Raw genomic sequence first — 22,023 nt, 5'->3', positions numbered from 1 at the left:
AAACAGCACGAGCAATATTTATAAGTAATACTAGTATTTAAGGTCGGTGTAGAGCGGGTATTGGTCAGTCAAGGCAGTTACCTCTGCGCGTGCCTGATCAAGTGTTGCTGTGTCTTTTGGATTTTTAAGCGTCTTGGCAATGATCTTACCGATCGCTACCATTGCTTTCTCATCCATACCGCGGGAAGTCGCCGCAGGTGTACCAATACGGATACCGCTCGTGATAAACGGACTTGTTGGATCAAACGGAATCGCGTTTTTGTTCACGGTAATACCGATGGAATCAAGCACGTGTTCTGCTTCTTTACCCGTGATGTTTACGCTACGAGTATCGATCAGCATCAAGTGGTTGTCTGTACCGCCGGATACGATGTTCAATCCTTCACCGATCAATGTTTCAGCCAACACTTGTGCGTTTTTTACCACGTTCTGAGCATACGTTTTGAACGAAGGCTGCAAAGCTTCACCAAACGCTACAGCTTTTGAAGCGATCACATGCATCAAAGGTCCACCTTGGGAACCTGGGAATACCGCTTTATCAATGGCAGCTGCCCATGACTTCCGGCACAGGATCATACCGCCACGGGGTCCGCGCAGCGTTTTGTGTGTTGTTGTTGTAACGAAGTGCGCATGAGGCACCGGGTTAGGATGCAGTCCAGCTGCAACAAGTCCTGCAATGTGTGCCATATCGACCATGAACAGCGCGCCAACATCATTGGCGATGGAAGCCAGCTTTTCAAAATCAATCGTACGTGGGTATGCACTTGCGCCTGCTACGATCAGACGAGGGCGGTGTTTGAATGCCGCTTTGCGAACTTCATCATAATCAATGAGGAATGTGTCTTCTTGAACGCCATACGCAACGAAGTTGTACAACAAACCAGAAGCATTAACCGGGCTACCATGCGTCAAGTGACCGCCATGTGCCAGATTCATACCCAGAACGGTATCACCAGGCTTCAATGCTGCCAGATATACAGCCATGTTTGCTTGTGCGCCAGAGTGCGGCTGCACGTTCGCATGCTCCGCACCAAACAATTCTTTCGCACGATCGCGCGCGATATCTTCAACGATATCGACATGCTCACAGCCGCCATAGTAACGTTTGCCTGGATAACCTTCAGCGTACTTATTCGTCAGAACGGAGCCAAGTGCTTCAATTACCGCTTCACTTACGATGTTCTCTGATGCGATCAGCTCAATGTTGTTCTGTTGACGTTTCAGTTCAAGATTCATCGCTTCCAATACTGCAGGGTCATTTTTACGCAATTGTTCCATGATTAAATTCCTCCTAAATTATAATGAAGTTATAAAGCAAATCATCAGGTTACACTTCTGACTTCAATTGCATCACCATCTTACGATCGCTGCTATCCCCAGATTGGTGTTGCACTCTCCGTTTTCGTGTAAACATCATTTTGCTTTATACGTTAGTCACAAAAAGTAGCATTAGGCTCTTCTTCCATTCGATAAACCGCACGTTCGCCGCCAATCAGCTTCGGACGTGTAAGTGCTGCTGTGACACGAGCCTCTCCAATGTAACGAAGCGATGTCCGAAAAGGAACCGCGACATGGCGAAGATGCATGCCAATCATTGTCTCTCCGATATCCAGACCTGCATGGGCTTGAATATGTTCAGCCAGACATGGATCGGAAAGTGAACGATAGGCGGTAGATGCCATGGAACCACCCGCTTTTGGCACAGGTACAGCGCCAACCTCTGTCAGTCCGAGCCGATGAAGCAATGCACGTTCCATGACAAGCGCCCGGTTCAGGTGTTCACAGCACTGGAATACAGTGTCGAAACCAAACTCCGTCTGCACCTCACGAATTCCTGCAAGCAACTGCTCTGCCACTTCGACGGCACCACTTGTTCCAATGCGCTGGCCAGCTACCTCGCTTGTACTCGTGCCGATAACAACAACATGGCCAGACCCAAGCTTACCGGCAATTGCCAGTTCGCGCAGGATCGATGCGGTCTGTTGCTGCAATCCGGGTTGTTCCGAATCCAATTCAATAGTCATCCTATCGCCTCCCGATAAAATCATGCCCGCTATCTATATAAGTTGAATTAAAGATTTTACACAGTCCACTCCAATGACAGAATAACCTGGAGAGTAGCTGTTATCCCCGTTTTTTTTCGATTCCCTTTTCCAAAGGGGAAAATCCGGAGATAAGCGTATGCTTCCGATGTAGCTTTCTTGCAGAAAGCTTTCAGGCGACCGCTACGCTTTCGGTTTTTTTGTCCTCTCCGTTAACGTGTAAATGAATAGTTCAACTTATAGTTAATATTTGCTCTACATATGCGCTGCATGGCATTTCAGGTACTATTATAGCGAAAAATCAGATGAAAGACGAAAAAAAGAGCAGTCTGCGGGTATCGCAGAATTGCTCTTTTGCCCAGGCGACCGGCCGTTTGTTCCGGTGCTCCATTGTGGTTGTGCCCACTTCGTCGCCAGTTACACCGGATCCCTGTTTTCCCCTTCATCATAAATCAACCCCACTTGAAAATCAACGGTTAATTTACATTCCATGTTCTGTTTCTATATCTTGTCTCTGTGCAGATGAATTATTCAAGCTTATCCAAAAGCTTGGATAACGCTGTACGAATCTCTGCCGCAGCAATATTGTAATCGTCCCGGCTACCACCAAACGGATCGGAGATATCGAAACTTGGGATGCGCTGCCGAATTTCAATCGCACGTTCTCGCTCTGATGCCAGAATTTCCTGTCCCAAGGCTCGTTTCATTTCCAGTGTAGCAAAAAGGCTGTCCAACTCCTCCAGGTCTTGAAGCACTTGTGCATCATTCTCGGCATATTCTTTCAGCGTGTACGTCTTCTGAATAGAATTCGGGAACACCTGCATCACATGTTGCTTATGGCTCCTCGTTAACGTCAGAATCAGATCTGCCCATTCGATCAACTCTTCACTAAGCTGTGTAGACTGGGATGGACCCTCTGCCTGATGATCTTTCAAAACTGCTTCGGCATGGCGTGATATCGGCATACCTGACGACGCAGCCACACCTGCGGAACGAACCTGTACCTCAATGCCGCGCTCGGATGCAAGTTTTCGCATAAGCCCTTCTGCCATGGGGCTGCGGCACGTATTGCCTGTACATACGAATAAAATATGTTTCATTATGTTAGCCTCCCCATTGATCAAGATGTGAACTACCTATTCTATCGTCTACATGTATTATTTTTAAAATATAAACAAAAGTCCAAAGGCAAGCAAGATGGCCCCGCCTACAGCTTCACCGTAATCCCCCAAATTCTGACTCACCCTACGTCCGAGAAGCAGACCCATGATTGACATCAAACCGCCGCAGAAACCAAAGGCCAAGATGGTCAGGACAAGATCACTGCTGAACATGCCGAGCGATACCCCAACAGAGAAGGAGTCGACGCTGACACTAAGCGAGAACAAAAGAATACCCAGCAAAGATCGATGATCAACCAGCTTGGTCTCCCCTTCACGAAATGCATTCAAAATCATGTGACCGCCTAGCAGTACCAGCAGTCCGCCTGCTGCATAATTCGTAATATTGCCCAGCAAGGAACTGACATACTTACCCATATACATGCCAGCAAACGGCATGATGACATGAAACAGTGCCGTAACGGTACTAATTTTCAATACATCCCGCAGCCGTATACCCTTCATGCCGATGCCGATGCCCAGCGAGAATGCATCAAGCCCCAGCGCAACCGCCATAATCAGAATGGTTACCAACTGCCCTACATGGGCAGACACATCCCACATCCTCATACCCCCAAGTCACATAAAGGTTCTTGTACACGATATGCGGACAAGGACTCAAACATGACGGATACAGAGAAACTGGAGGGCAGAAGTGTCGATACAGCGTTCCGTTGAAAAACAGATCAAGTGCGCCTTGCTAACATGAAAATAATAGAGTGTTACGTTAAACATTACGTCTGCTTGCAAACGTGTTGACTGCTTGCGAAAGTTGAGGTTCTCTCCTGATCCTGTCGGCAGGAGCGCTTAGGTGGGCGGCTCAGCCAACTTGAATAAGTTGGTTGCCTGCCGCCTTGAGCAGCCGATTCATAACGGCTGCTCCCAGCCCTTCGCGTGAGCAGGCTTCCGCCACGATATATGTGGCGCCCTGCTCATCGCAGCTGCGCAGCGCGGCGTATAGCCTGCGCGCAGCTTCCTGTAGCTCGCTGGCATCGCCCAGCGAGAACACGGCATTGGCGCGGTACTGCTCCGCGTGCTCGGCGAACGCCAGCACCGCGGTGCGCTCTCCGCGCTGCGCCGCCTCCGCCAGGGCGGCGCGGGTCCAGGCCGCCACCGCTGCGGGCGGCCCCTCTACCACGCACAGCGACCCTGCGGGTGCGTAGTGCGTGTACTTCATGCCCGGCGAGCGCGGCGCCGGGCTGTTGCTGTCGCCACCGGACCCTTCGGCGAGAAGCGCCGGGTCCGTGGCGACACGGGCGGCCACGGCGGACAGCTGTTCCGCCGTAATGCCGCCTGGGCGCAGGATGGTGACGGTACCGTCGTCACCGGCCTGCACCACGGTGGACTCGACGCCCACCCCGGTGGGGCCGCCGTCCACAATGCCGCCGATGCGGCCATCCAGATCCTCCCGCACATGTGCGGCGAGGGTCGGGCTAGGCCGCCCGGAGCGGTTCGCACTTGGCGCAGCAACGGGGCATGCCGCCGCCGCGATGAGTGACAGCGCCACCGGGTGGTCGGGCATGCGCACGGCCACCGTGTCCAGTCCGGCAGTGACCCGCGGGGACACTGCCCCTGGCCTAACCGGCAGCACCAGCGTAAGCGGGCCTGGCCAGAAGGCTGCCATCAGCGCTTCCGCCGCTGCATTTACCTCAGTGACCAGTTCATGCAGCTGGTCACGGTGCGCGATATGCACAATCAGCGGATTATCGGATGGCCGCCCTTTGGCGGCAAATACCGCCTCCACCGCTTCTGTGCTGCGCGCGTCTGCGCCGAGGCCGTAGACCGTCTCGGTAGGGAAGGCAACCGTCTTCCCTTGACGAAGGCAGGCCGCGGCTGCCTGCAAGTCAGCGAGCGCCGCTTCGCGGGCGGCACTCGCCTTTTTCACATCCGATACTGGGGAAATCTCTTGCACGTGCACATTTATGTTCTCGGCCTCACCCTGCTCATGCAACAGTGCTCTGACATCCCAAAAGGCTGTGTTGTGTTCCACCTTGGCTCTCTCTACCGCCGCATTATCGGGCTTGTCCTCAAACGAGGGTTGTTGTACCTTTTCGTGCTCTCTGGTCATATATATCATCATCCCTAAACTTCAAGTAGGTTCAATTTCAGTACATATAAGTATACCATATCTGTCACGTTTCAGGTTCGATCCAATCATAAGGTACTTCCTCCGCATATCCTGTTCACGTAAAAAGGAAGCTCCCCGCACACCTGCAACGAAACTTCCATCCCTTAGTTTTTATTTTATATCGCACTGCATATAAATATATCACTAATTGGTTGTTAAGCGAATAATCCTGCTACCCAATCCCATATTTTCACGGCAACGTCCCATAGAAAAAATCTAGCTTCGGGCGTCTCACCTTGCACAGTTGCCTTCACCTCTACTGCATCCGCGGATGCCGCAGAGACTGTCGATGGTTTCGCCAGCGCATCGCCTGTGCTTGCATCGATGAAACAGAGCGGCGGGAACAACACACACCACCAGTTCTGTCCTTTGCCTTCGCCCAGCGTAATCCGTACTGCTTCGTATTCGCCAGCAGGGTACACCGTACCACCATAGAGCTTTGTTGGAAAAGGAACCGTGCCCAGCTCCACCTGATATTCATAAGTTAGACCACGTTTCATTAACTCTTCCCCTACCCGATTCTCAATCTCGGACAGATGCTCCCGAATGACATGCCTTGCCTGCTCCAGACTTTGCGGATTCTCCAGCGCTCCAACCCATTCGCCCATCTGTGCAACGACTGCATCCCGAATCTCACGTTTCACGAGCTGATCTCCGGCCGCATCGGAATTCGCTAGAATCCGCAAACGAATCGACTGCTCCGGAATAGTAGTAGCAGCAACAGCCGCATCGGTTTTCTGACCTTCCCACATCATAATGATCATCATAAGACATACAAGGATAAGTCCAATTTGTTTTACAATTCGTCTGTTCATCCCGTTCTCCCCCTCGGTTCCGATATCCAGCTGCAACTCTCTCATGTCTATCAGTATGCCCGGTAGAGGAAGAAGTAAACCTAGTATAAGCCTGAAATCTATTAAATTTATTCATAGAAACGGATGAACCAGCTTCATAACAGGGCACAGAAATACAGAAACACAGACATACTCATTATCCCCGCCACGAAAAGAGCACCCTTATCAAATTCTTACTTATCTACTCTAAACGCTGCACACATGCAATCTCTTATGTAGCTCATTTGAACAATCCAGCCCCTCAATCCCTATAGATAAGAGGCGACCCCCGACTTATCCATAGACCTGCAAGCAACTCGTAAACATCCCTGAACAATTCTTCTTGGACATACAAAAAAAGCCTAGTATTCACTAAGCTTTCTTTGAGGACAGCAACGGATTAGAGTGCCGTTTTAATTTGAATTATACAGGTGGTGAATAACACTCTCTTGCATTTGATTACTATGTTTCATTTCCACATAGATTAGGCACAGTAAAACCGTTATTAACACGAGTAATACAGACACAATCTTTTGAAAATTATTCATCATGAATAATCCCTCCAACTCGTGAAAAACACAACTACATCGCGCTGTTCTCTTTTTTCTTTTTCAGTAGACTCCAAATCCGCTGCATCAACGACGGAGACTGTTCCTCCGGCAGCCATTCATCCTCGTCTTCATCACCATACAGCTTAATGCTCATCACCAGCCCAATACAGGCCATGTTGATCAGCAAAGACGTACCGCCATAACTAATAAATGGCAGCGTAATGCCCGTCAGCGGCATAAGGCCAAGAAATGCACCTACATTTTCAAACACCTGATAGAGCAGCATCCCGATAATGCCCACAATGATAATGGGCCCAGCCCGTTCTTTGCACTCCAGTGCGATCAATACCATCCGGTGGATAAGGATAAAATATAACAGGATTAACAGCGAAGCTCCGACAAAACCAAATTCTTCTGCCACCACCACAAAGATGGAATCCGAATACGTATAAGGCACACGTCCGCTTTGAACCGAGGTTCCTTCCAAAAATCCCTTGCCCGTAATTCCGCCCGATCCGATGGCAAGCCCTGCATTTTTCGTATGCCACATCGCTTTGGCTGTAGCTTTCTCGGGGACAAGCCACGGATCGATCCGTTCAGCCCAGTGCTCACGTTTAATCTTTTCCAGAAAGGTAAACACTTCGTCATGGTAGAAGGTGTACGATTTGATGAAACCAATAAAGAATGCACCCACAATCGTAAGCCCGATTAACGCATGTTTCAGCTTCATATTGCCGATCCATAAAACGGAAACCAGAATAACCACATAACCGAGAGCGTTACCCAGGTCATTCTGTGCCATAACGAGTGCAAACGGAATAAACGTCCAGAGCCCAATCGGCACGACATCTCTCCAGAACCCGAGTTCCCCACGTTTACGCTTCACAATTAAATGGGCGAGGAACAGAACAAGGATCATTTTGAACAATTCTGCAGGTTGAAACGAAATGGTTTCGGTGATCTTCAGCCAACCATTCGCGTTATTCACCGTACTTCCAACCACATTTGCCAATATTAGAAAAACAATGCCTATACCGTATAGTAGAAACGCATATTTCACGTACAACTTGTAATTAAACAAACCAATTCCAATGATTGCGATGAATCCGACCACATAGAAATAGATCGTTTTCACATGGTGATTGGCCAACTTGGGATCAAAGCGTGTTCCACTGTAAATCGCAAGTATACTTATAATCATTAACACCAACAGAACAAAAAGTATGACGCCATCCAGCTTCTTTACCATTTTCCACATGATGTTTGAATATCCCCCTAGTTCACACCTCGCGCTTTACCAATATTGATCAATATTACCATTGTACCTAATTGGATGGGAGAATGGAAATCCGGTTCACTTTAACTTTTACATGTGGTGTGGTTAACGTAATGATTTAAGTTCCTGCACAGAGGTTTGCCTGTAAAATAACCAAAAAACCTTGAAAGTCCGTTCCCCAGCAAATGCCGGGAAGAACGGTTCCAAGGTCGATCTGACTTCGTGTACGATAGTTCGATTCACTGTTCCGGTTGATCCTGCTGCACAGGTTTGCGTCTAAACAGCTTCATCACCAACTCTGAAATACTCGGTTGCTCCGCCGATCCCAGAATATCTTCGTTTTCCTCAGTATGCACCTTGATGCTCATCACAATGCCCATACTGATCATATTCAGCACGAGTGACGTACCCCCTGAGCTGATAAACGGCAACGTAATCCCCGTCAGTGGCATCAGTCCAATGAAGGGTCCAATGTTGACAAAGATCTGATAGAGCAACATGGCAATAATGCCTACGATAAGGTATGGCCCCGCTCGATCTTTACACTCCAATGCAATTAAAACCAACCGGTGGATCAGGATAAAATACAGGAGTAACAGCACGGAGGCGCCGATAAAACCAAACTCTTCTCCGATCTGAACAAAGATCGAATCGGCATACGCCAGTGGCACACGGTTGGATTGGATGGTTGTGCCTTCCATGTACCCTTTGCCCGTAATTCCGCCGGAACCGATAGCCAGCTTCGCATTATATGTCTGCCACAGCACATCCCGGGATGTCTGATCTGGCACAAGCCATGGGTCAAAACGATCCGCCCAGTGCGAACGGCCGATATCCTTAAGGAATTTCACGATCTCATCATGATAATGGATGTATGCCTGCGTGCCCCCGACAAATGCAGCTACAGCAATCATAAAACCGATTAATGCATGGGTAAACTTGATATTACCGATCCAGAGCAGACCAATCAGAATAATGATATAGCTCAGGGCGTTACCCAAGTCATTTTGTAGCAGCACAAGCAGCAAAGGCGGCAAAACGCAAAGAGAAACCGGAATCACATCACGTCCAAAATACAAGGGCCGATTTTTCTTTCGAGCCAATAGGGCAGACAAAAAAACGATAAGACATAGTTTAAATAATTCAGCAGGCTGCAAGCTGACACCGAATACAGATAACCAGCCTTTGGCACCATAATATTCTTTACCAAAAAACATGACAAAGATCAGCAGCAGCATGCCCACGCCGTAGATATACAAATAGTTTTTAATAATGAATTTGTAGTTGATCATCGACATTCCGAAGAAAACGATGAAGCCCAGAATATAAAAGATAACTGCACTTCGTGTCAGACCTTCCAGCTTCGGACGACCAAACGTGGTGCTATAAATAGATAAAATGCTGATAACCATCAGGAGTATTAGAATAAAAACGATGGAGTAATCGATCTTTTTGAATTTGTGCAGCATGTAATTATGTTCCCCCAAGCATTCAGAAAATCTTCGGCATACCCCATTGTAGAGGATTTTACGGCAAAAAGAAAACTTAAGTTGCCTTACATTTTTGTCACCTGTTCCGAAGGTCGAACACCCAGGACATGCCGCTCAATTCCGGCAAGGTCGGGAACGATGATAATCTCCGGCCAGTGCCCCGCCGATTCCAGCAATGCCGCCACGTCCTGAGCCTGGCCCATGCCCAGCTCAAAACCGACAATCTGCGGTGGCGCAGGCAGCAGCTTCAGCTGCTCTACCATGATGCGGTACGGGGCGAGCCCGTCCGGACCGCCATCCAGCGCGAGGCGCGGCTCATGATCGCGCACCTCCTGCTGCAACCCGGCGATATCGTCCGCCGGGATGTAGGGCGGGTTGGACACCAGAATGTCCAACCGCTCCCCAGCGAACGGACCAAGCAGATCGCCTTCACGGAAGTCGATCTGTACGCCGTTCGCGGCCGCGTTGCGCGCGGCCACATGCAGGGCATCCGCCGAGAGATCTCCGGCGGACACCTGCCACTGCGGGCGAAGCGAAGCCATCGTTACCGCGATGGCGCCGCTGCCCGTGCCAATGTCGACGGCGCGCACCGCACCGCCGGCAAACACGCGGTCTGCTGCGCGTAGCACAGCCTCGACCAGCAGCTCGGTCTCCGGCCGCGGAATCAGCACGGCCGGCGTGACCTCGAACGGCAGCCCGTAAAATTCCTGGCTGCCGATAATGTATTGCGCCGGCTCACCCGCGGCCTTGCGCGTGACGGCGTCTTCCCAGCGGCTGCGCAGCTCGCTGGGGAACGGCTCCGGCTGCATCATGTAATACTGGGCGCCATAGACGCCCAGCACATGCTCCAGCAGCAGCCGTGCATTGTTATGCGGCTCGTACACGCCGCACTTCTCCAAAAAAGAGGAAGCCTCTACGAAGGCTTCCCGGCAACTCTGCTCCGGCGTCATTACAAACTGTCCGCCCGTCACAGATTATTCTCCTCTGTCCATCATCTCGGTCTGCTGAGCAATCGTCAGTGCAGACAAGATATCTTCAATCTCACCGTTCATGATTTGATCCAGCTTGTGCATCGTCAGGCCGATGCGGTGATCGGTTACACGGCTTTGCGGGAAGTTGTACGTACGAATCCGCTCACTGCGGTCACCCGTTCCCACTTTGCTTTTGCGCTCTACGGAAATTTTCGCTTCTTCTTCCATACGTTTCATATCAAAGATACGTGTACGCAAAACTTGCAACGCTTTTTCTTTGTTGGAGTTCTGGGATTTCCCATCCTGACATGTTGCTACGATACCTGTAGGTACGTGAGTTACCCGTACTGCCGATTTCGTTGTGTTAACCGATTGTCCACCGGCACCACTGGAACAGAACGTATCCACACGAATGTCTTTATCATGAATTTCGATATCAAAATCTTCCGCTTCCGGCATTACGGCTACGGTTGAAGTCGATGTATGAATCCGTCCACCGGATTCCGTTGTCGGGATACGTTGCACACGGTGTGCGCCGCTCTCGTATTTCATTTTGCTATACGCGCCGCGTCCGTTGATCATGAATACAACCTCTTTGAACCCACCGAGGTCATTCGTGTTCACATCCATCAGCTCGACTTTCCAGCCCTGAGCATCCGCATAACGGGTATACATCCGGTACAGATCCGCCGCAAACAATGCCGCTTCATCTCCACCAGCCGCGCCGCGAATTTCCACAATAACGTTTTTGTCGTCATTCGGATCTTTGGGCAGCATGAGTACACGAATCAGATCATCCAGTTCTTTCTGGCGAGCGGACAATTCTTCAATCTCCATTTTGACCATCTCGCGCATCTCATCATCCAGCTTCTCGCCTTGCATTTCCTTCGCCGCTTCCAAATCCTCGCTTACCTGTTTGTACTCATTGTACGCATCGTATGTCGGCTGAAGATCGGATTGCTCCTTCGAATATTCACGCAGCTTTTTGTTATCACTAGCTACATCCGGGTCACACAAAAGCTCGCTCAGCTTGTCATAACGATCGGCCAATGCCTGCAATTTATCCAACATGTATAGTCACCTCACGTTTTATTTTGTCTTTGCACATGCCCGTCTTTCATAACGATCCCACATGTACATTTGCTGTATATATCTATCATTCAAAATTCCACAAACCACAGGATTCTCTGAATCCCCTGACCGCAGCATCTCATTCGAATTCCGTGTTATATGATCGACGTATAACCTCGCTACAACGTCATCAAATCCTTTACTTTTAAAGTGATATAAAGAAATCGCCTACCTCCTGAAGACCGCCGCCTCATCTTATCGATTACAACGAATAGTTCATCATGGGTATACGACTCTTAATTATAGCATATTCTTATGCCTCTGAACAGCAATAGTTCATGGTGCAAACATGAATATTGTTACGTAAAACCACAAAGCCACAAGAAATATTTGCAACTTAGCCTTCATCACCCCTGGAAACAGCCTTCCTTGTCAGCGTCGCTAGAGCAATTCGTCCTCCAACTGCTCCAGCACAACACTCCACCACGTTTCCTCATCAATCATACTTACAGGGTCTTGTTCTGTATAAAATAAACGGAGTAGCTTCACCGCATCATCTCTTCCAGATTGCTCACTTTGCGTTAAACGAGGTTTAATCTCTCCGCGTCGAAATGCTTCCAGCTTCGCTTGCGCTTGTTCCAGTGTCATGACAGTGGGTTCATAGGCTTTGGAGTACTCCTGTACGATTGCCGTGTACCTGCTCAGAAACGCCAGAAACAGATGGAGACTGCTGTTCATTACATCATACTCTTCGGTCTGCACATCTACTCTATACAGTATGCCCGTTCCAGCTTCCACCCCAAGAATGGCCGTCTGCTCATCCCATTCATAACCGATGGGTAACAGCATTTTGAGATCATCCGATGTCCTCATCAACCCCATATCCGGCAACGAGTTGAACCTAATACCAAGTACATCTTCACCGTCCAACGTGGGCTGTGACAAGCCAGAATGAAGCAGTAACTCCTGCGTTTCTTCGGATAAATTTGCTTTTTCTACAAGCAGAGGATCGTATCGAATACACCGGGACGTTATATCCACTCTTGCCACCTCCTCCAAGGGTACTTCTTTCTTTTATTATATCCATCAAGGGTAAACAATCCAGTGAAAACGTAATCGAACTTGCATAAACTGACCTGTCGTTTCGGAGTGAAATGCAAACAAAAACAGCACTATTCCCCCGCTAAAGAGAGTAGTGCTGTTCTTTATTTTAACCGGTAAGCCTCTGAAGGCTGACCCGTCTTTAATCTCGCTTTTTAAAATTACACGTTGAAACGGAAATGCATAACGTCGCCGTCATTCACCACGTACTCTTTACCTTCCAGACGCAGTTGACCGCGCTCTTTGGCACCGTTCATGGAGCCCGCAGCAACCAGATCGTCATAAGAAACAACCTCTGCACGGATGAATCCGCGTTCGAAGTCCGTGTGAATAACACCCGCTGCGCCAGGCGCTTTTGTTCCTTTACGGATGGTCCATGCACGAACCTCTTGTACACCCGCTGTAAAGTACGTATACAATCCGAGCAATTTATAAGCTGCTTTGATGAGCAGGTTCAGACCGGAATCCTCGATACCGAGCTCTTCCAGGAACATTTGTTTATCTTCGCCTTCCAGTTCGGAGATTTCTTCCTCCACTTTTGCACTGATCGGCACCACTTCGGCATTTTCAGCAGCTGCGAACTCTCTTACCTTTTGCACATATGCATTGTTCGCTACATCACCAATTTCGTCTTCAGCCACATTGGCCGCATACAGAACGGGTTTCAGCGTAAGCAAGTGCAGGTCACGTACAATCAGACGCTCTTCGTCTGTCAGCTCCATGCTGCGTGCCGGCTTGTCTTCATAAAGGACCGCTTTGACTTTCTCCAATACTTCCACTTCTTGAGCAGCCGTTTTGTTGCCACCCTTCATGTTTTTCTTGGAACGGTCGATTTTTTTCTCAACACTCTCGATATCTGCCAGGATCAACTCCAGGTTAATCGTCTGAATGTCACTTACAGGATCAATCTTGCCATCGACGTGAGTGATGTTCTCGTCCACAAAGCAACGTACAACATGCACAATCGCATCCACTTCACGGATGTGGGCAAGAAACTTGTTACCCAGGCCTTCACCTTTGCTCGCTCCGCGCACCAGACCGGCGATATCAACAAACTCAAATGCGGTAGGCACTGTTTTTTTCGGTACAACGAGTTCTGTCAATTTGTCCAAACGCTCGTCCGGTACTTCGACGATCCCCACGTTCGGGTCAATCGTACAAAACGGATAGTTTGCCGACTCGGCACCTGCTTGTGTAATTGCATTAAACAACGTAGATTTTCCGACGTTCGGAAGCCCCACTATTCCTGCTTTCAAAGCCATGTATATGACAACTCCTCATTCATTACTTGTTCGGTATGGATAATCCTATCCATTATATATGACAAACCCCAAGGCATCAAGGAACTTCGCCGATTCACCCGCAGCCATCTCCTTCTTCAAATCCCTGGTTCATGCTAGCCTTTGATTTCCTTGTACATCGTCAAGTCCGTCACTTCATAACCCATCTTGCGATACAGGCTGCTTGCCCGCTCATTATGTCCAAACACATGCAGCCCAATGCGATTCACCCCAAGACTTCTCGCGGTCTTTTCGAGTGCATTCATCGTTTCTGTACCGTACCCTTTGCCGCGATATGCTTCTTCCACCACGATATCCAGCAGAAAGGCTTCTTTCCCCCGGCGATTCTCCGTAATGTTAAACCAGATGTATCCTACAATGCCGTCCACCGGATGCACCAGATTAAACACATATGCCCCTGGAGTATCTAACCCTTCCGGCAGATAACGCTCATACGATTCCTCTGCCTGTCCTAGCGCCTCCTCCGGCGCCCACGTTCCTGCTTCTACTTTTTCCTGTGCAAAATCTTCAATTGAACGGCTGCGGAAACTCGCAAATTGTTCCGTATTCATTGGAGACAGTTCCATGTTATTTCCTCCTTATCCAGGTGTGATCACTTCGGTGTGAATATTAGGATGACCTACATGTGATCTTTATGTACAGTTCAGCACCTCTTCAAGTATCCCACTGCATGAACCTCATTAAATGAACTCATTCCAGGCACCTCAACTACTTATGTTGAGCACTCATCACCTAATCGACTTTACACGTCTTCATGCGTATATCCTCTATAGATCTGTTCGTTCTCCTTCGTATTGTACCTTATTCATTGAACATACACTGTAAAATAATGCTCCTGCACCAACTTTTGCATGCATTCCTGCGTTTATATCTTTAATACGAGACACCCGTATAAAACAATCGAATAGAAAGGACGGTTTAACCATGCACACCAAACCACGTCGTCCCTTTTCCAAAATAAAAATAATGATTGCCCTTGGCCTGTTCCTTGCACTGGGCACCATTGTAGTGATGAGTTTTCTAAATGCCATCGATCCGTTCCGCAAACTCAGAATTACAATTGATAATCAGTCAGACTATGACATTATTCAGATTAAGACAGGCATAACGAATTGGAAGCAACCCATTCTCGATTCGAGCACAGCAGATAAAAAAGAAGATTCCGACCTGCTCTATACCTTTAGCGAAGAAATCGTTAGCGGAAAAAAAATTAAGTATACTCCAAAATTGCATTTTTTAGGCGAAAGTTCCGTCTACGTCATATTTAAGGACAGTCGCGGCAATACCTATACAAAAACAGCCTGTGGATATACAGAATCTGTGTCAGGAACTTCCCTCATCACGATAACTAACGATAATGTGACTGTGAAGGAAAATTGTACTTAAATTGAATGTTTCTCTTTCTACACATCCACTTATGTTAAAATAGAAGGACGAGCGACCGGCCAAAGTTTCTCGCCCAGAGGTCGATGGATTACTCCATCGGCTTTATCCTTTTAACATGATTGTACATATTAATAAGTTCATCCAGCACCATAGATTGGCGGATCACCTGAGGGTGAAGAAGCTCGCCGTACTCCGTCTTTAATTGGTGGAGTCTCTCCCTTGCTTCTTCGATCCGCAGTTTGAGTTCGTCTCGCTCCATAACACCCCTCCCTGCTGTATTATTTTAGAACATCCTGCTAATTAGCAAAAATTCAAATAAACTCCAACAGTGAAAACGACAAAAAAACACCCTTTTCTGAAACACCTTTTGACAATCTAAGCAACTGTCTGTATAAGGAATTTCAAAACGGAGGATGCATCAGAGTGCAACGAGCCTAATCTATTTTGACCTTAGGGGATGCACCTAGCCTATACTTACATGTGGATACGTTACTCAGCCTTCTCTATTGTCTACTTTTTGTACCCTTTCATCGTTCCGGACTGTACAATCTCTGTATCTTCTCAATAAGCAACTCGGCGCTAGGCTTGACCCCTAGTCCAGTGACGACGTACTGCAAATCATCAAACAGGCCTAGACAATCGAGAAGTCCATCTTTATTCATGTTTTCAATCGCAAATTCCATGCCTTGACGAATATAAGCTACGCCTCTGTCATAGTGGTTATTTCTTAAATAATACGTACCTAACCCTGCAAGCAAAATACCATATTGATCATTGGTGTATTGTTTGCTCATTTTTCCGAAGCAACTGCTCTGTTCCTCGTAATCCAGATGAGATTGATACTGCTCAAGTACATCGTCAATATTGACATTATATCGATTTGCTGCGGTCACAATTGCGCATAGTGCAGGAAATATTTCTTTTTTTCGGTCAGAGATATACGTTAAATATTCTGGAATCAACTCTGTTTCACCTGACAGCAATCTGAAATAGTAGTTATTTCCTTCTGACCAATCCTGAAACTGAAGAATCACCATCTTTTCCTCTTCAGTAGGATCTTTGATCCAGCTGTAATCAGCATATTTTGAGACATACTGAAGCGTTTCTTCATATTTCCCATGTTGATAACTGACCTCAGCAAGAGCAAGATACGAATACAAAGCATAATACACAATCTTCTTTTTCGTTTTAGTCTCCACTTCTCGTAATGTTTTCTTGGCGTCATATTGAATAAAAGCTTTGATCTGTAACTGGTCGGCAAATTCTTTCACTTTGTCCCAGCGGCGCAAGGATGCATACACATTGATCAGTTCATTCAGCGCATCGAATTGATATTGCTCATCAAGACGTTCTACAAATAGTTCGAATCGTGTGGCTAGCGTAAGATTATGAACCTGGTCATTCGAAAGTCCTATCGAAAACAGACGATATTGGCATAAAGCCAGACGTTCCGAATGTTGCAATTTCTCACTTTCAGCGACACAGCGGTACAACGGTTTACAAGCCTCCATCTTGCCTTCGCTATGCAGCTGCTCTGCCAATTCAAACAACATAGGTATGTAGGAAAGGTTATCCATCACATAGTTCACCGCTGTCTCCATATGTGTTATATGGCCTAGCTCTGCACAACGATATAGAAAAGGTCTAAGCCTTCTCCAATCCAGATTAGAGTCCACTAAATATTCATTTATGTACAGTTCATATAATTCGCCTTCAGGCATCCCAATGCCAGCCGTAATGCGATCCAATTGATTTAACCCGATTGGACGATTTCCTTTCAACGTGCCGCTCAATGTCCCGGAATTCACGCCAGAAATCTCGGAAAAGCGATTGATGGTCATTCGATTCCTTTTTAAAAAATGTTCTAAATGGTCACGAATTGTAGTTTTTTCGCTCAACGGGACACCGCCTTCCCAAGAAATAAAGCTTAATGCGATCATACAATATTTTGGTAAGTATCATCAATATTTTACTTGTAAATATTTTACTTTAATATACAAAAAAAACCGCCCCATACCAGTTGAGCGGATTTAGAACGATCAGCGATTGCTACGATGGGACTCCACGAATTCTAACGATCACCAGGGAGCTTATTTACTTGAAAAGCCACGTTTTTCGCCCACTTTTGAAGGTTTTCACACAAATAGCGCTTCTGGTGATCGTTAGATTTATAAACACCTCAAAAAGCGCAGAATAAGGTTCTGTGGGATCGTTAGAGCTACTGAACCGATACAAACACACCGCTCACTAACCTTCGATTCTCCACTCTGACTCCTCGGCGTCCCCGTCCACCAACATTACCGCCGCTCAACCAGACGTTCTGTCCGTTTCACATCTGCAACGCTGCCTGCGCCGATGCCAAACATGACGGTGCGTAGCTCGAATTCGACCTGCTCTAGCCGTTCGGACAGCGCTTCGTCGGAGGTGACGGCGGATTCGAGCAAAGAGCGACCAAAACCTGCGAGGTCGGCACCGAGCGCGAGGGCTTTGGCGGCATCCACGCCAGTATACAGTCCGCCGCTACCGATCATCGCCCCATCGGGGTTCAGCGCGCGCACGTCCTGGATGCATTCAGCCGTTGGAATGCCCCAATCGGCAAAAGCTTCCGCAGCCGCCCGGCGTACCGGGTTATTGTTACGATACTTCTCCACCTGTACCCAGCTTGTCCCGCCCGCACCAGCCACATCGATGAAGGCTACGCCCGCTTCGTATAGTCGCTGTGCCGTCACGCCATCGATGCCAAAACCAACTTCCTTGACACCAACAGGCACTTCCAGCTCACGACACAATTTCTCGATTCGTTGGTACAGACCACTGAAGTTCGTATTGCCTTCGGGCTGGAATACTTCCTGCAGCGTGTTCAGATGCAGCACGAGCAGATCTGCGCCGGCGATATCCACGGCACGCTGGAAATCAGCTGTGCTGAAGCCGTAGTTCAGCTGAACCGCGCCCAGGTTCGCGATGACCGGGATGTCCGGTGCCCAGCGGCGGACATCAAATGTGCTTGCGAGTTCCGGCTGCTCCACCGCAGCCCGGATCGAGCCTACGCCGAGCGCCCAGCCTCTGGCGTTGGCTACCCTTGCCAGGCGTTCATTGATGGCGCCTGTCGTTTTGCTTCCACCCGTCATCGAACTGATGAGCAAGGGTGTACGCATTTTTTTACCAAGGAACGAAGTGTCCAGATGAACCTCTTCAAAGTCCAGCTCCGGCAGCGGATGATGACGAAACGCATACTTCTCCAATCCGCTCGTTATGCCTTCTCCTGCCACATTCTCCTCCAGACAGAGGCGCACGTGCTCCAGCTTCCGTTCCCCCGTTGCCACTTCGGGCAGCAGCCGTTTGCCGGCTCGCTCTTGTTCGTTCATGATGAGACCTCCTATGTGAGAATGATGTGCAGGATAGGCTTGTTTGCGTTGTTTTGCTTCATACTCCCTACCCCATGCTGAGTTGCTCTGTAACTCTTGTTTCTATGTAAATGCGGTGCAATGGACTAGTGGCAATCACTCATCGTCCTATCTACTCACGCCTATCCAATAAATCATCCTGTGTCGCTAACCGCTCGGCTTATCCATTCGGTTCTTAGACAAACCCTATAGGGTAGCGCCCATCAATGGACAACTCTATCTAGTATACCGTTCCTCTCAACCTAATGAAAGGACACTCCAAAACCCCATGATCTCAAACATGAACTCATTAGAGTTTTGGAGCAGCTATTTGCTTTATTAAAGCTCGGATCAACTATGCTGCATTGTTAGTCCTTGCAACCCTTGTTCTCATTCAGTCAAACAATGGAGCAGCTATTGTATTTCATTAGAGTCTTGCAACACCTCGTTCTGCCTCATTAAATTCATTGAATTGATTAAAAGAATCGAGGTTCGGCACACCTGCCCTCCACGTACCCTGCCCTACCTCCCCAGCTCGGCTGCAAGTTGCTCCCCCACAAGCTGTCCGGACAACGTAACAATCGGGGTTCCGCCGCCAGGGTGGGTTGTGCCGCCAACGTACCAGAGCCCTTGAACATCTTTGCTCTGATTGCCTGGCCGCATGAAAGTCTGTTTCACCGAATTGGAGGAAATGCCATAGATCGACCCTTGATGAGCAAGCGTATCCCGTTCAATATGTTGCGGTGTATAAAAAATTAACACTTCCGATTGTTTCAATCCGCCAATACCACGCGCCTCCAATTGCTCCAGCACAAACTCACCATAACGATACTTCTGCTCTTCCCAGTTCCACGCTTGAGACAAATATGGCGCGTTCACTAGAATGAACAGATTGCTGGCTCCTTCTGGAGCCATGCCTGCTTCGGAGTAACCGGAGTAACAGATGTATATCGTTGGATCGGAAGGCATCCTGCGGTCACGGAAAATATCATCAAACTCCGGCTTGTACTGTTCTGGAAAAAAGACCGTGTGATGCAACAACTGATCGTATTTCCTGCGTACCCCGGCCAGGGTGACAAAGCCTGAAATGGACGGTTCATATTTTGCAATCCGGGCATCACTCATTCGTTTCCGATGCTCCGGCGCGAGCAGTAGCCTGTTTACACTAAGCACATCTCCGTTAGCCACAACCTGCTTTGCTTCCATAAAGCCCCGATCCGTATCCATGCCGACCACCTTGCCATGCCGAACCGCGATCTGGTGTACCTCTACCCCCGTCATAATCTGCACGCCTTTTTCCTGCGCGAGCCGGGTCATGCCTTCAATCAGCTGATACGTTCCGCCTTTGACCCCATAGACGCCTACCTCTGCTTCCACATGACCCATCATGGCAAAAATGGAGGGAGAGAGATACGGCGATGACCCTACATATGTAGCGTACCGCCCGAACATCGCGAGTGTATGCGGATGGCTGAAATACTTGCGCAGCAGGTTATCCAGCCTGACCGTAGGCCGCACCCGAAGCAGACTGCGCAGCATCTGGAATTTGTATTTATCAGACGGGTTCAGCAGCAGTTTGCCGAGAAAATGACGATTAGCCTCCGCATACAATGCAGCAGATTCATCCATAAATGCATCATAACGCAAGGCATCCTCCGGACTGTACACAGCAATCTGCTCTTTCATCCAGCCGCGATTTCTAGACAGATCGACCACCGTTCCATCCGCAAAAACATTACGTGTCCGAGGTTCCAGCTCGTACAGCTGCACATAGTTCTCCATCACCACTCCCGCCTGATCAAAAACAGAGCGAAACGCATCCGGCATCGTAATCGTGCTCGGCCCGCGGTCAAAATGATAACCGTCCTGCTGGATCTGCTGCAGCTTGCCGCCCACATGCGCCTGGCGCTCCAGAATCGTTACCCGCAAGCCAGCCGTAGCAAGGCGAATCGCACAGGAAAGACCTCCGAAGCCTGCCCCGATTATAATGACATCCTGTTTTAAGTTTCCACTTGAAGCTTCCCCTTGGTGCCAGGTGTGCATTTCCGTTCCTTTTTCCAGCGTTGTCCCCGTCCCTGTACTACCTCCCGTGATACCTCGACCTGTCTCTGTACCTTTGCCTTTCCCTGCACCTTCCGAACCGTCACCATTTCCTTGTACACTCTGCATCAGCTATACCGCCTGCCTTTCCATACGTACCCTTTACCAGATCGACCTGCCTGCCATGAGGCTAGACCAATAGCAATCACACAAGCCATACTGATTGGTTGCAAAAGAGCAAGCCACCACGGCTGACCTCCGATATGATCGGATACCCGTTTTACAGCCATGCCAAGCAACATGCCTATGAAACCATACAGAAATGACGTTTCGCTGCCCGTTAATAGCCCTATAACCAGACCCAGTGGCGGCACGATATACATAACAAAATACATTAGCATCGTACCCAGCAACAGCACGTCTTTGCGTCCCATGCCTTCATACATATTTTTCTTATATCCGTTCCATACCTCTGCACCGTTCTGATACATTCGTGTACTCGTCACATCGTGGACATCTGCAAGCATGACGGGATGACCCGCACGTTTCACCGCTTTGGCGAGACTCATGTCATCCACCAGATGCCCTTGAATCGCTGCATGACCGCCGGATGCTTCATAACTTGTTCGATGAATAAGCAAAAAAGCCCCCGTAGCGGCGACAAACATTGGACTGGCTGACCTGCGTATCATGAAAATAGGCAAATGACTGATGATCGTAAACATCATCATCGGCACGACAAGCTTTTCCATCCAGGTCTTCGCAACCTGATACGGGAAGCCGGTAACCAGCCCGCCGCCCTGCGCACACCCGGCAGCAAGTGTATGCCGAATGGCATCCGGCTTGACCCGGACGTCTGCATCCACGAACATAAACCAGTCTCCTTGCGCTTCCTGAACCAATCGGTTACAGGCATGGGATTTACCCATCCAACCCGCAGGCAGCTCCGTACCACGCAGCAAACGTACACGTGAATCTCGATCAGCCATCGCCTGAACCAAAGCGGCAGTTTCATCTTCGGAGCGGTCGTCCAGTACAAGTACCTCCATGCGGAACCCATTCGTTTGGCTGGCAAGCACACTGTGCAAACATTCTTCAATATGTATTCGTTCATTTCGCGCGGGAATCAATACCGAAACAAGCTGATCGGGCGGCACGATGTTCCCCTTACGGAATGATCGTACTTTGGGAAGGCAAGAGGCATTCCACACCGCAAAGAGCAGTTGCAGCAGCAACCCTCCCACCAGACACATCCACAATATCTCAGATGCATTCATACTCTCATTCATG

General features: G+C 48.7%; 19 protein-coding genes and 1 riboswitch. Of the genes, 1 reads left to right on the top strand and 18 read right to left on the bottom strand.

Features of this window, described 5'->3' with window-relative positions:
- Positions 1–30: 30 nt before the first annotated feature.
- The 13 genes from glyA to EC604_RS16970 all read right to left on the bottom strand — a co-directional run bounded on the left by glyA (position 31) and on the right by EC604_RS16970 (position 14,490).
- A complete protein-coding gene (gene glyA / locus EC604_RS17030) occupies positions 31–1,278 on the bottom strand; it encodes a serine hydroxymethyltransferase (protein ID WP_192895124.1) in 1,248 nt (415 codons plus the stop codon).
- A gap of 152 nt (positions 1,279–1,430) precedes the next feature.
- Positions 1,431–2,024: a TIGR01440 family protein gene (locus EC604_RS17025; RefSeq protein WP_123065302.1), complete on the bottom strand. Its 594-nt coding sequence runs from the start codon at positions 2,022–2,024 to the stop codon at positions 1,431–1,433.
- 367 nt (positions 2,025–2,391) lie between these two features.
- Positions 2,392–2,473, bottom strand: a riboswitch (ZMP/ZTP riboswitch).
- A gap of 96 nt (positions 2,474–2,569) precedes the next feature.
- The gene (locus EC604_RS17020; protein ID WP_123065301.1) at positions 2,570–3,142 is read right to left on the bottom strand and encodes a low molecular weight protein arginine phosphatase; all 573 of its coding nucleotides are present in this window, start codon (positions 3,140–3,142) and stop codon (positions 2,570–2,572) included.
- Positions 3,143–3,205: 63 nt separating this feature from the next.
- A complete protein-coding gene (locus EC604_RS17015; RefSeq protein ID WP_123065300.1) occupies positions 3,206–3,766 on the bottom strand; it encodes a manganese efflux pump MntP family protein in 561 nt (186 codons plus the stop codon).
- Positions 3,767–4,022: 256 nt separating this feature from the next.
- Positions 4,023–5,270 carry an L-threonylcarbamoyladenylate synthase gene (locus EC604_RS17010; RefSeq protein ID WP_430538803.1) on the bottom strand — a complete coding sequence of 416 codons (1,248 nt, stop codon included), beginning with the start codon at positions 5,268–5,270 and terminating at the stop codon, positions 4,023–4,025.
- A gap of 215 nt (positions 5,271–5,485) precedes the next feature.
- Entirely contained in the window at positions 5,486–6,145 is a 660-nt protein-coding gene (gene spoIIR / locus EC604_RS17005) for a stage II sporulation protein R (protein WP_123065299.1), read from the bottom strand.
- Positions 6,146–6,745: 600 nt separating this feature from the next.
- Positions 6,746–7,972, bottom strand: a complete 1,227-nt coding sequence (locus EC604_RS17000; protein ID WP_123065298.1) for an FtsW/RodA/SpoVE family cell cycle protein — start codon at positions 7,970–7,972, stop codon at positions 6,746–6,748.
- Between the two features lie 257 nt (positions 7,973–8,229).
- Complete coding sequence (locus EC604_RS16995; RefSeq protein WP_123065297.1) at positions 8,230–9,459, bottom strand: FtsW/RodA/SpoVE family cell cycle protein; 1,230 nt, start codon at positions 9,457–9,459, stop codon at positions 8,230–8,232.
- A gap of 86 nt (positions 9,460–9,545) precedes the next feature.
- Complete coding sequence (gene prmC, locus EC604_RS16990) at positions 9,546–10,430, bottom strand: peptide chain release factor N(5)-glutamine methyltransferase (protein WP_123065431.1); 885 nt, start codon at positions 10,428–10,430, stop codon at positions 9,546–9,548.
- A gap of 24 nt (positions 10,431–10,454) precedes the next feature.
- Positions 10,455–11,522, bottom strand: a complete 1,068-nt coding sequence (gene prfA / locus EC604_RS16985) for a peptide chain release factor 1 (protein ID WP_123065296.1) — start codon at positions 11,520–11,522, stop codon at positions 10,455–10,457.
- A 441-nt stretch (positions 11,523–11,963) separates the two neighbouring features.
- On the bottom strand, positions 11,964–12,563 hold the full coding sequence (locus EC604_RS16980; protein ID WP_161556965.1) for an SUKH-4 family immunity protein: 600 nt from the start codon (positions 12,561–12,563) through the stop codon (positions 11,964–11,966).
- A gap of 221 nt (positions 12,564–12,784) precedes the next feature.
- Complete coding sequence (gene ychF / locus EC604_RS16975; protein ID WP_123065294.1) at positions 12,785–13,885, bottom strand: redox-regulated ATPase YchF; 1,101 nt, start codon at positions 13,883–13,885, stop codon at positions 12,785–12,787.
- 134 nt (positions 13,886–14,019) lie between these two features.
- Entirely contained in the window at positions 14,020–14,490 is a 471-nt protein-coding gene (locus tag EC604_RS16970) for a GNAT family N-acetyltransferase (RefSeq protein WP_123065293.1), read from the bottom strand.
- 358 nt (positions 14,491–14,848) lie between these two features.
- Here EC604_RS16970 and EC604_RS16965 point away from each other — a divergent pair, with 358 nt between their 5' ends.
- The gene (locus EC604_RS16965) at positions 14,849–15,310 is read left to right on the top strand and encodes a hypothetical protein (RefSeq protein ID WP_123065292.1); all 462 of its coding nucleotides are present in this window, start codon (positions 14,849–14,851) and stop codon (positions 15,308–15,310) included.
- Between the two features lie 88 nt (positions 15,311–15,398).
- Here EC604_RS16965 and EC604_RS16960 read toward each other — a convergent pair whose 3' ends face one another.
- The 5 genes from EC604_RS16960 to EC604_RS16940 form a co-directional block, all read right to left on the bottom strand.
- Positions 15,399–15,569 carry an aspartyl-phosphate phosphatase Spo0E family protein gene (locus EC604_RS16960; RefSeq protein WP_123065291.1) on the bottom strand — a complete coding sequence of 57 codons (171 nt, stop codon included), beginning with the start codon at positions 15,567–15,569 and terminating at the stop codon, positions 15,399–15,401.
- Between the two features lie 268 nt (positions 15,570–15,837).
- Entirely contained in the window at positions 15,838–17,151 is a 1,314-nt protein-coding gene (locus EC604_RS16955; RefSeq protein ID WP_240036976.1) for a transcriptional regulator, read from the bottom strand.
- Between the two features lie 456 nt (positions 17,152–17,607).
- Positions 17,608–18,675, bottom strand: coding sequence for a type 2 isopentenyl-diphosphate Delta-isomerase (fni, locus tag EC604_RS16950; protein ID WP_123065289.1), 1,068 nt, complete (start codon positions 18,673–18,675; stop codon positions 17,608–17,610).
- Positions 18,676–19,215: 540 nt separating this feature from the next.
- The gene (locus tag EC604_RS16945; protein ID WP_123065430.1) at positions 19,216–20,736 is read right to left on the bottom strand and encodes a phytoene desaturase family protein; all 1,521 of its coding nucleotides are present in this window, start codon (positions 20,734–20,736) and stop codon (positions 19,216–19,218) included.
- 125 nt (positions 20,737–20,861) lie between these two features.
- A complete protein-coding gene (locus EC604_RS16940; RefSeq protein ID WP_240036974.1) occupies positions 20,862–22,022 on the bottom strand; it encodes a glycosyltransferase in 1,161 nt (386 codons plus the stop codon).
- Position 22,023 lies beyond the last annotated feature (1 nt).

This window comes from Paenibacillus amylolyticus (genome assembly GCF_003719335.1).
Classification (GTDB): Bacteria; Bacillota; Bacilli; order Paenibacillales; family Paenibacillaceae; genus Paenibacillus; species Paenibacillus amylolyticus_D.
Note: the sequence above shows the minus strand (reverse complement) of the source record. Positions and strands in the feature narration are given on the sequence as shown.

What these genes read in the sequence shown, in the direction of transcription:
- EC604_RS17010 (WP_430538803.1), bottom strand. Translation starts at nt 5,270, where the DNA reads ATGACCAGAGAGCACGAAAAGGTACAACAACCCTCGTTTGAGGACAAG.
- EC604_RS16945 (WP_123065430.1), bottom strand. Translation starts at nt 20,736, where the DNA reads ATGCACACCTGGCACCAAGGGGAAGCTTCAAGTGGAAACTTAAAACAG.
- spoIIR (WP_123065299.1), bottom strand. Translation starts at nt 6,145, where the DNA reads ATGAACAGACGAATTGTAAAACAAATTGGACTTATCCTTGTATGTCTT.
- prmC (WP_123065431.1), bottom strand. Translation starts at nt 10,430, where the DNA reads ATGACGCCGGAGCAGAGTTGCCGGGAAGCCTTCGTAGAGGCTTCCTCT.
- EC604_RS16965 (WP_123065292.1), top strand. Translation starts at nt 14,849, where the DNA reads ATGCACACCAAACCACGTCGTCCCTTTTCCAAAATAAAAATAATGATT.
- prfA (WP_123065296.1), bottom strand. Translation starts at nt 11,522, where the DNA reads ATGTTGGATAAATTGCAGGCATTGGCCGATCGTTATGACAAGCTGAGC.
- glyA (WP_192895124.1), bottom strand. Translation starts at nt 1,278, where the DNA reads ATGGAACAATTGCGTAAAAATGACCCTGCAGTATTGGAAGCGATGAAT.
- fni (WP_123065289.1), bottom strand. Translation starts at nt 18,675, where the DNA reads ATGAACGAACAAGAGCGAGCCGGCAAACGGCTGCTGCCCGAAGTGGCA.
- EC604_RS17015 (WP_123065300.1), bottom strand. Translation starts at nt 3,766, where the DNA reads ATGTGGGATGTGTCTGCCCATGTAGGGCAGTTGGTAACCATTCTGATT.
- ychF (WP_123065294.1), bottom strand. Translation starts at nt 13,885, where the DNA reads ATGGCTTTGAAAGCAGGAATAGTGGGGCTTCCGAACGTCGGAAAATCT.
- EC604_RS16995 (WP_123065297.1), bottom strand. Translation starts at nt 9,459, where the DNA reads ATGCTGCACAAATTCAAAAAGATCGATTACTCCATCGTTTTTATTCTA.
- EC604_RS17000 (WP_123065298.1), bottom strand. Translation starts at nt 7,972, where the DNA reads ATGTGGAAAATGGTAAAGAAGCTGGATGGCGTCATACTTTTTGTTCTG.
- EC604_RS16960 (WP_123065291.1), bottom strand. Translation starts at nt 15,569, where the DNA reads ATGGAGCGAGACGAACTCAAACTGCGGATCGAAGAAGCAAGGGAGAGA.
- EC604_RS17020 (WP_123065301.1), bottom strand. Translation starts at nt 3,142, where the DNA reads ATGAAACATATTTTATTCGTATGTACAGGCAATACGTGCCGCAGCCCC.
- EC604_RS16955 (WP_240036976.1), bottom strand. Translation starts at nt 17,151, where the DNA reads ATGACCATCAATCGCTTTTCCGAGATTTCTGGCGTGAATTCCGGGACA.
- EC604_RS16970 (WP_123065293.1), bottom strand. Translation starts at nt 14,490, where the DNA reads ATGGAACTGTCTCCAATGAATACGGAACAATTTGCGAGTTTCCGCAGC.
- EC604_RS16940 (WP_240036974.1), bottom strand. Translation starts at nt 22,022, where the DNA reads ATGAATGAGAGTATGAATGCATCTGAGATATTGTGGATGTGTCTGGTG.
- EC604_RS17025 (WP_123065302.1), bottom strand. Translation starts at nt 2,024, where the DNA reads ATGACTATTGAATTGGATTCGGAACAACCCGGATTGCAGCAACAGACC.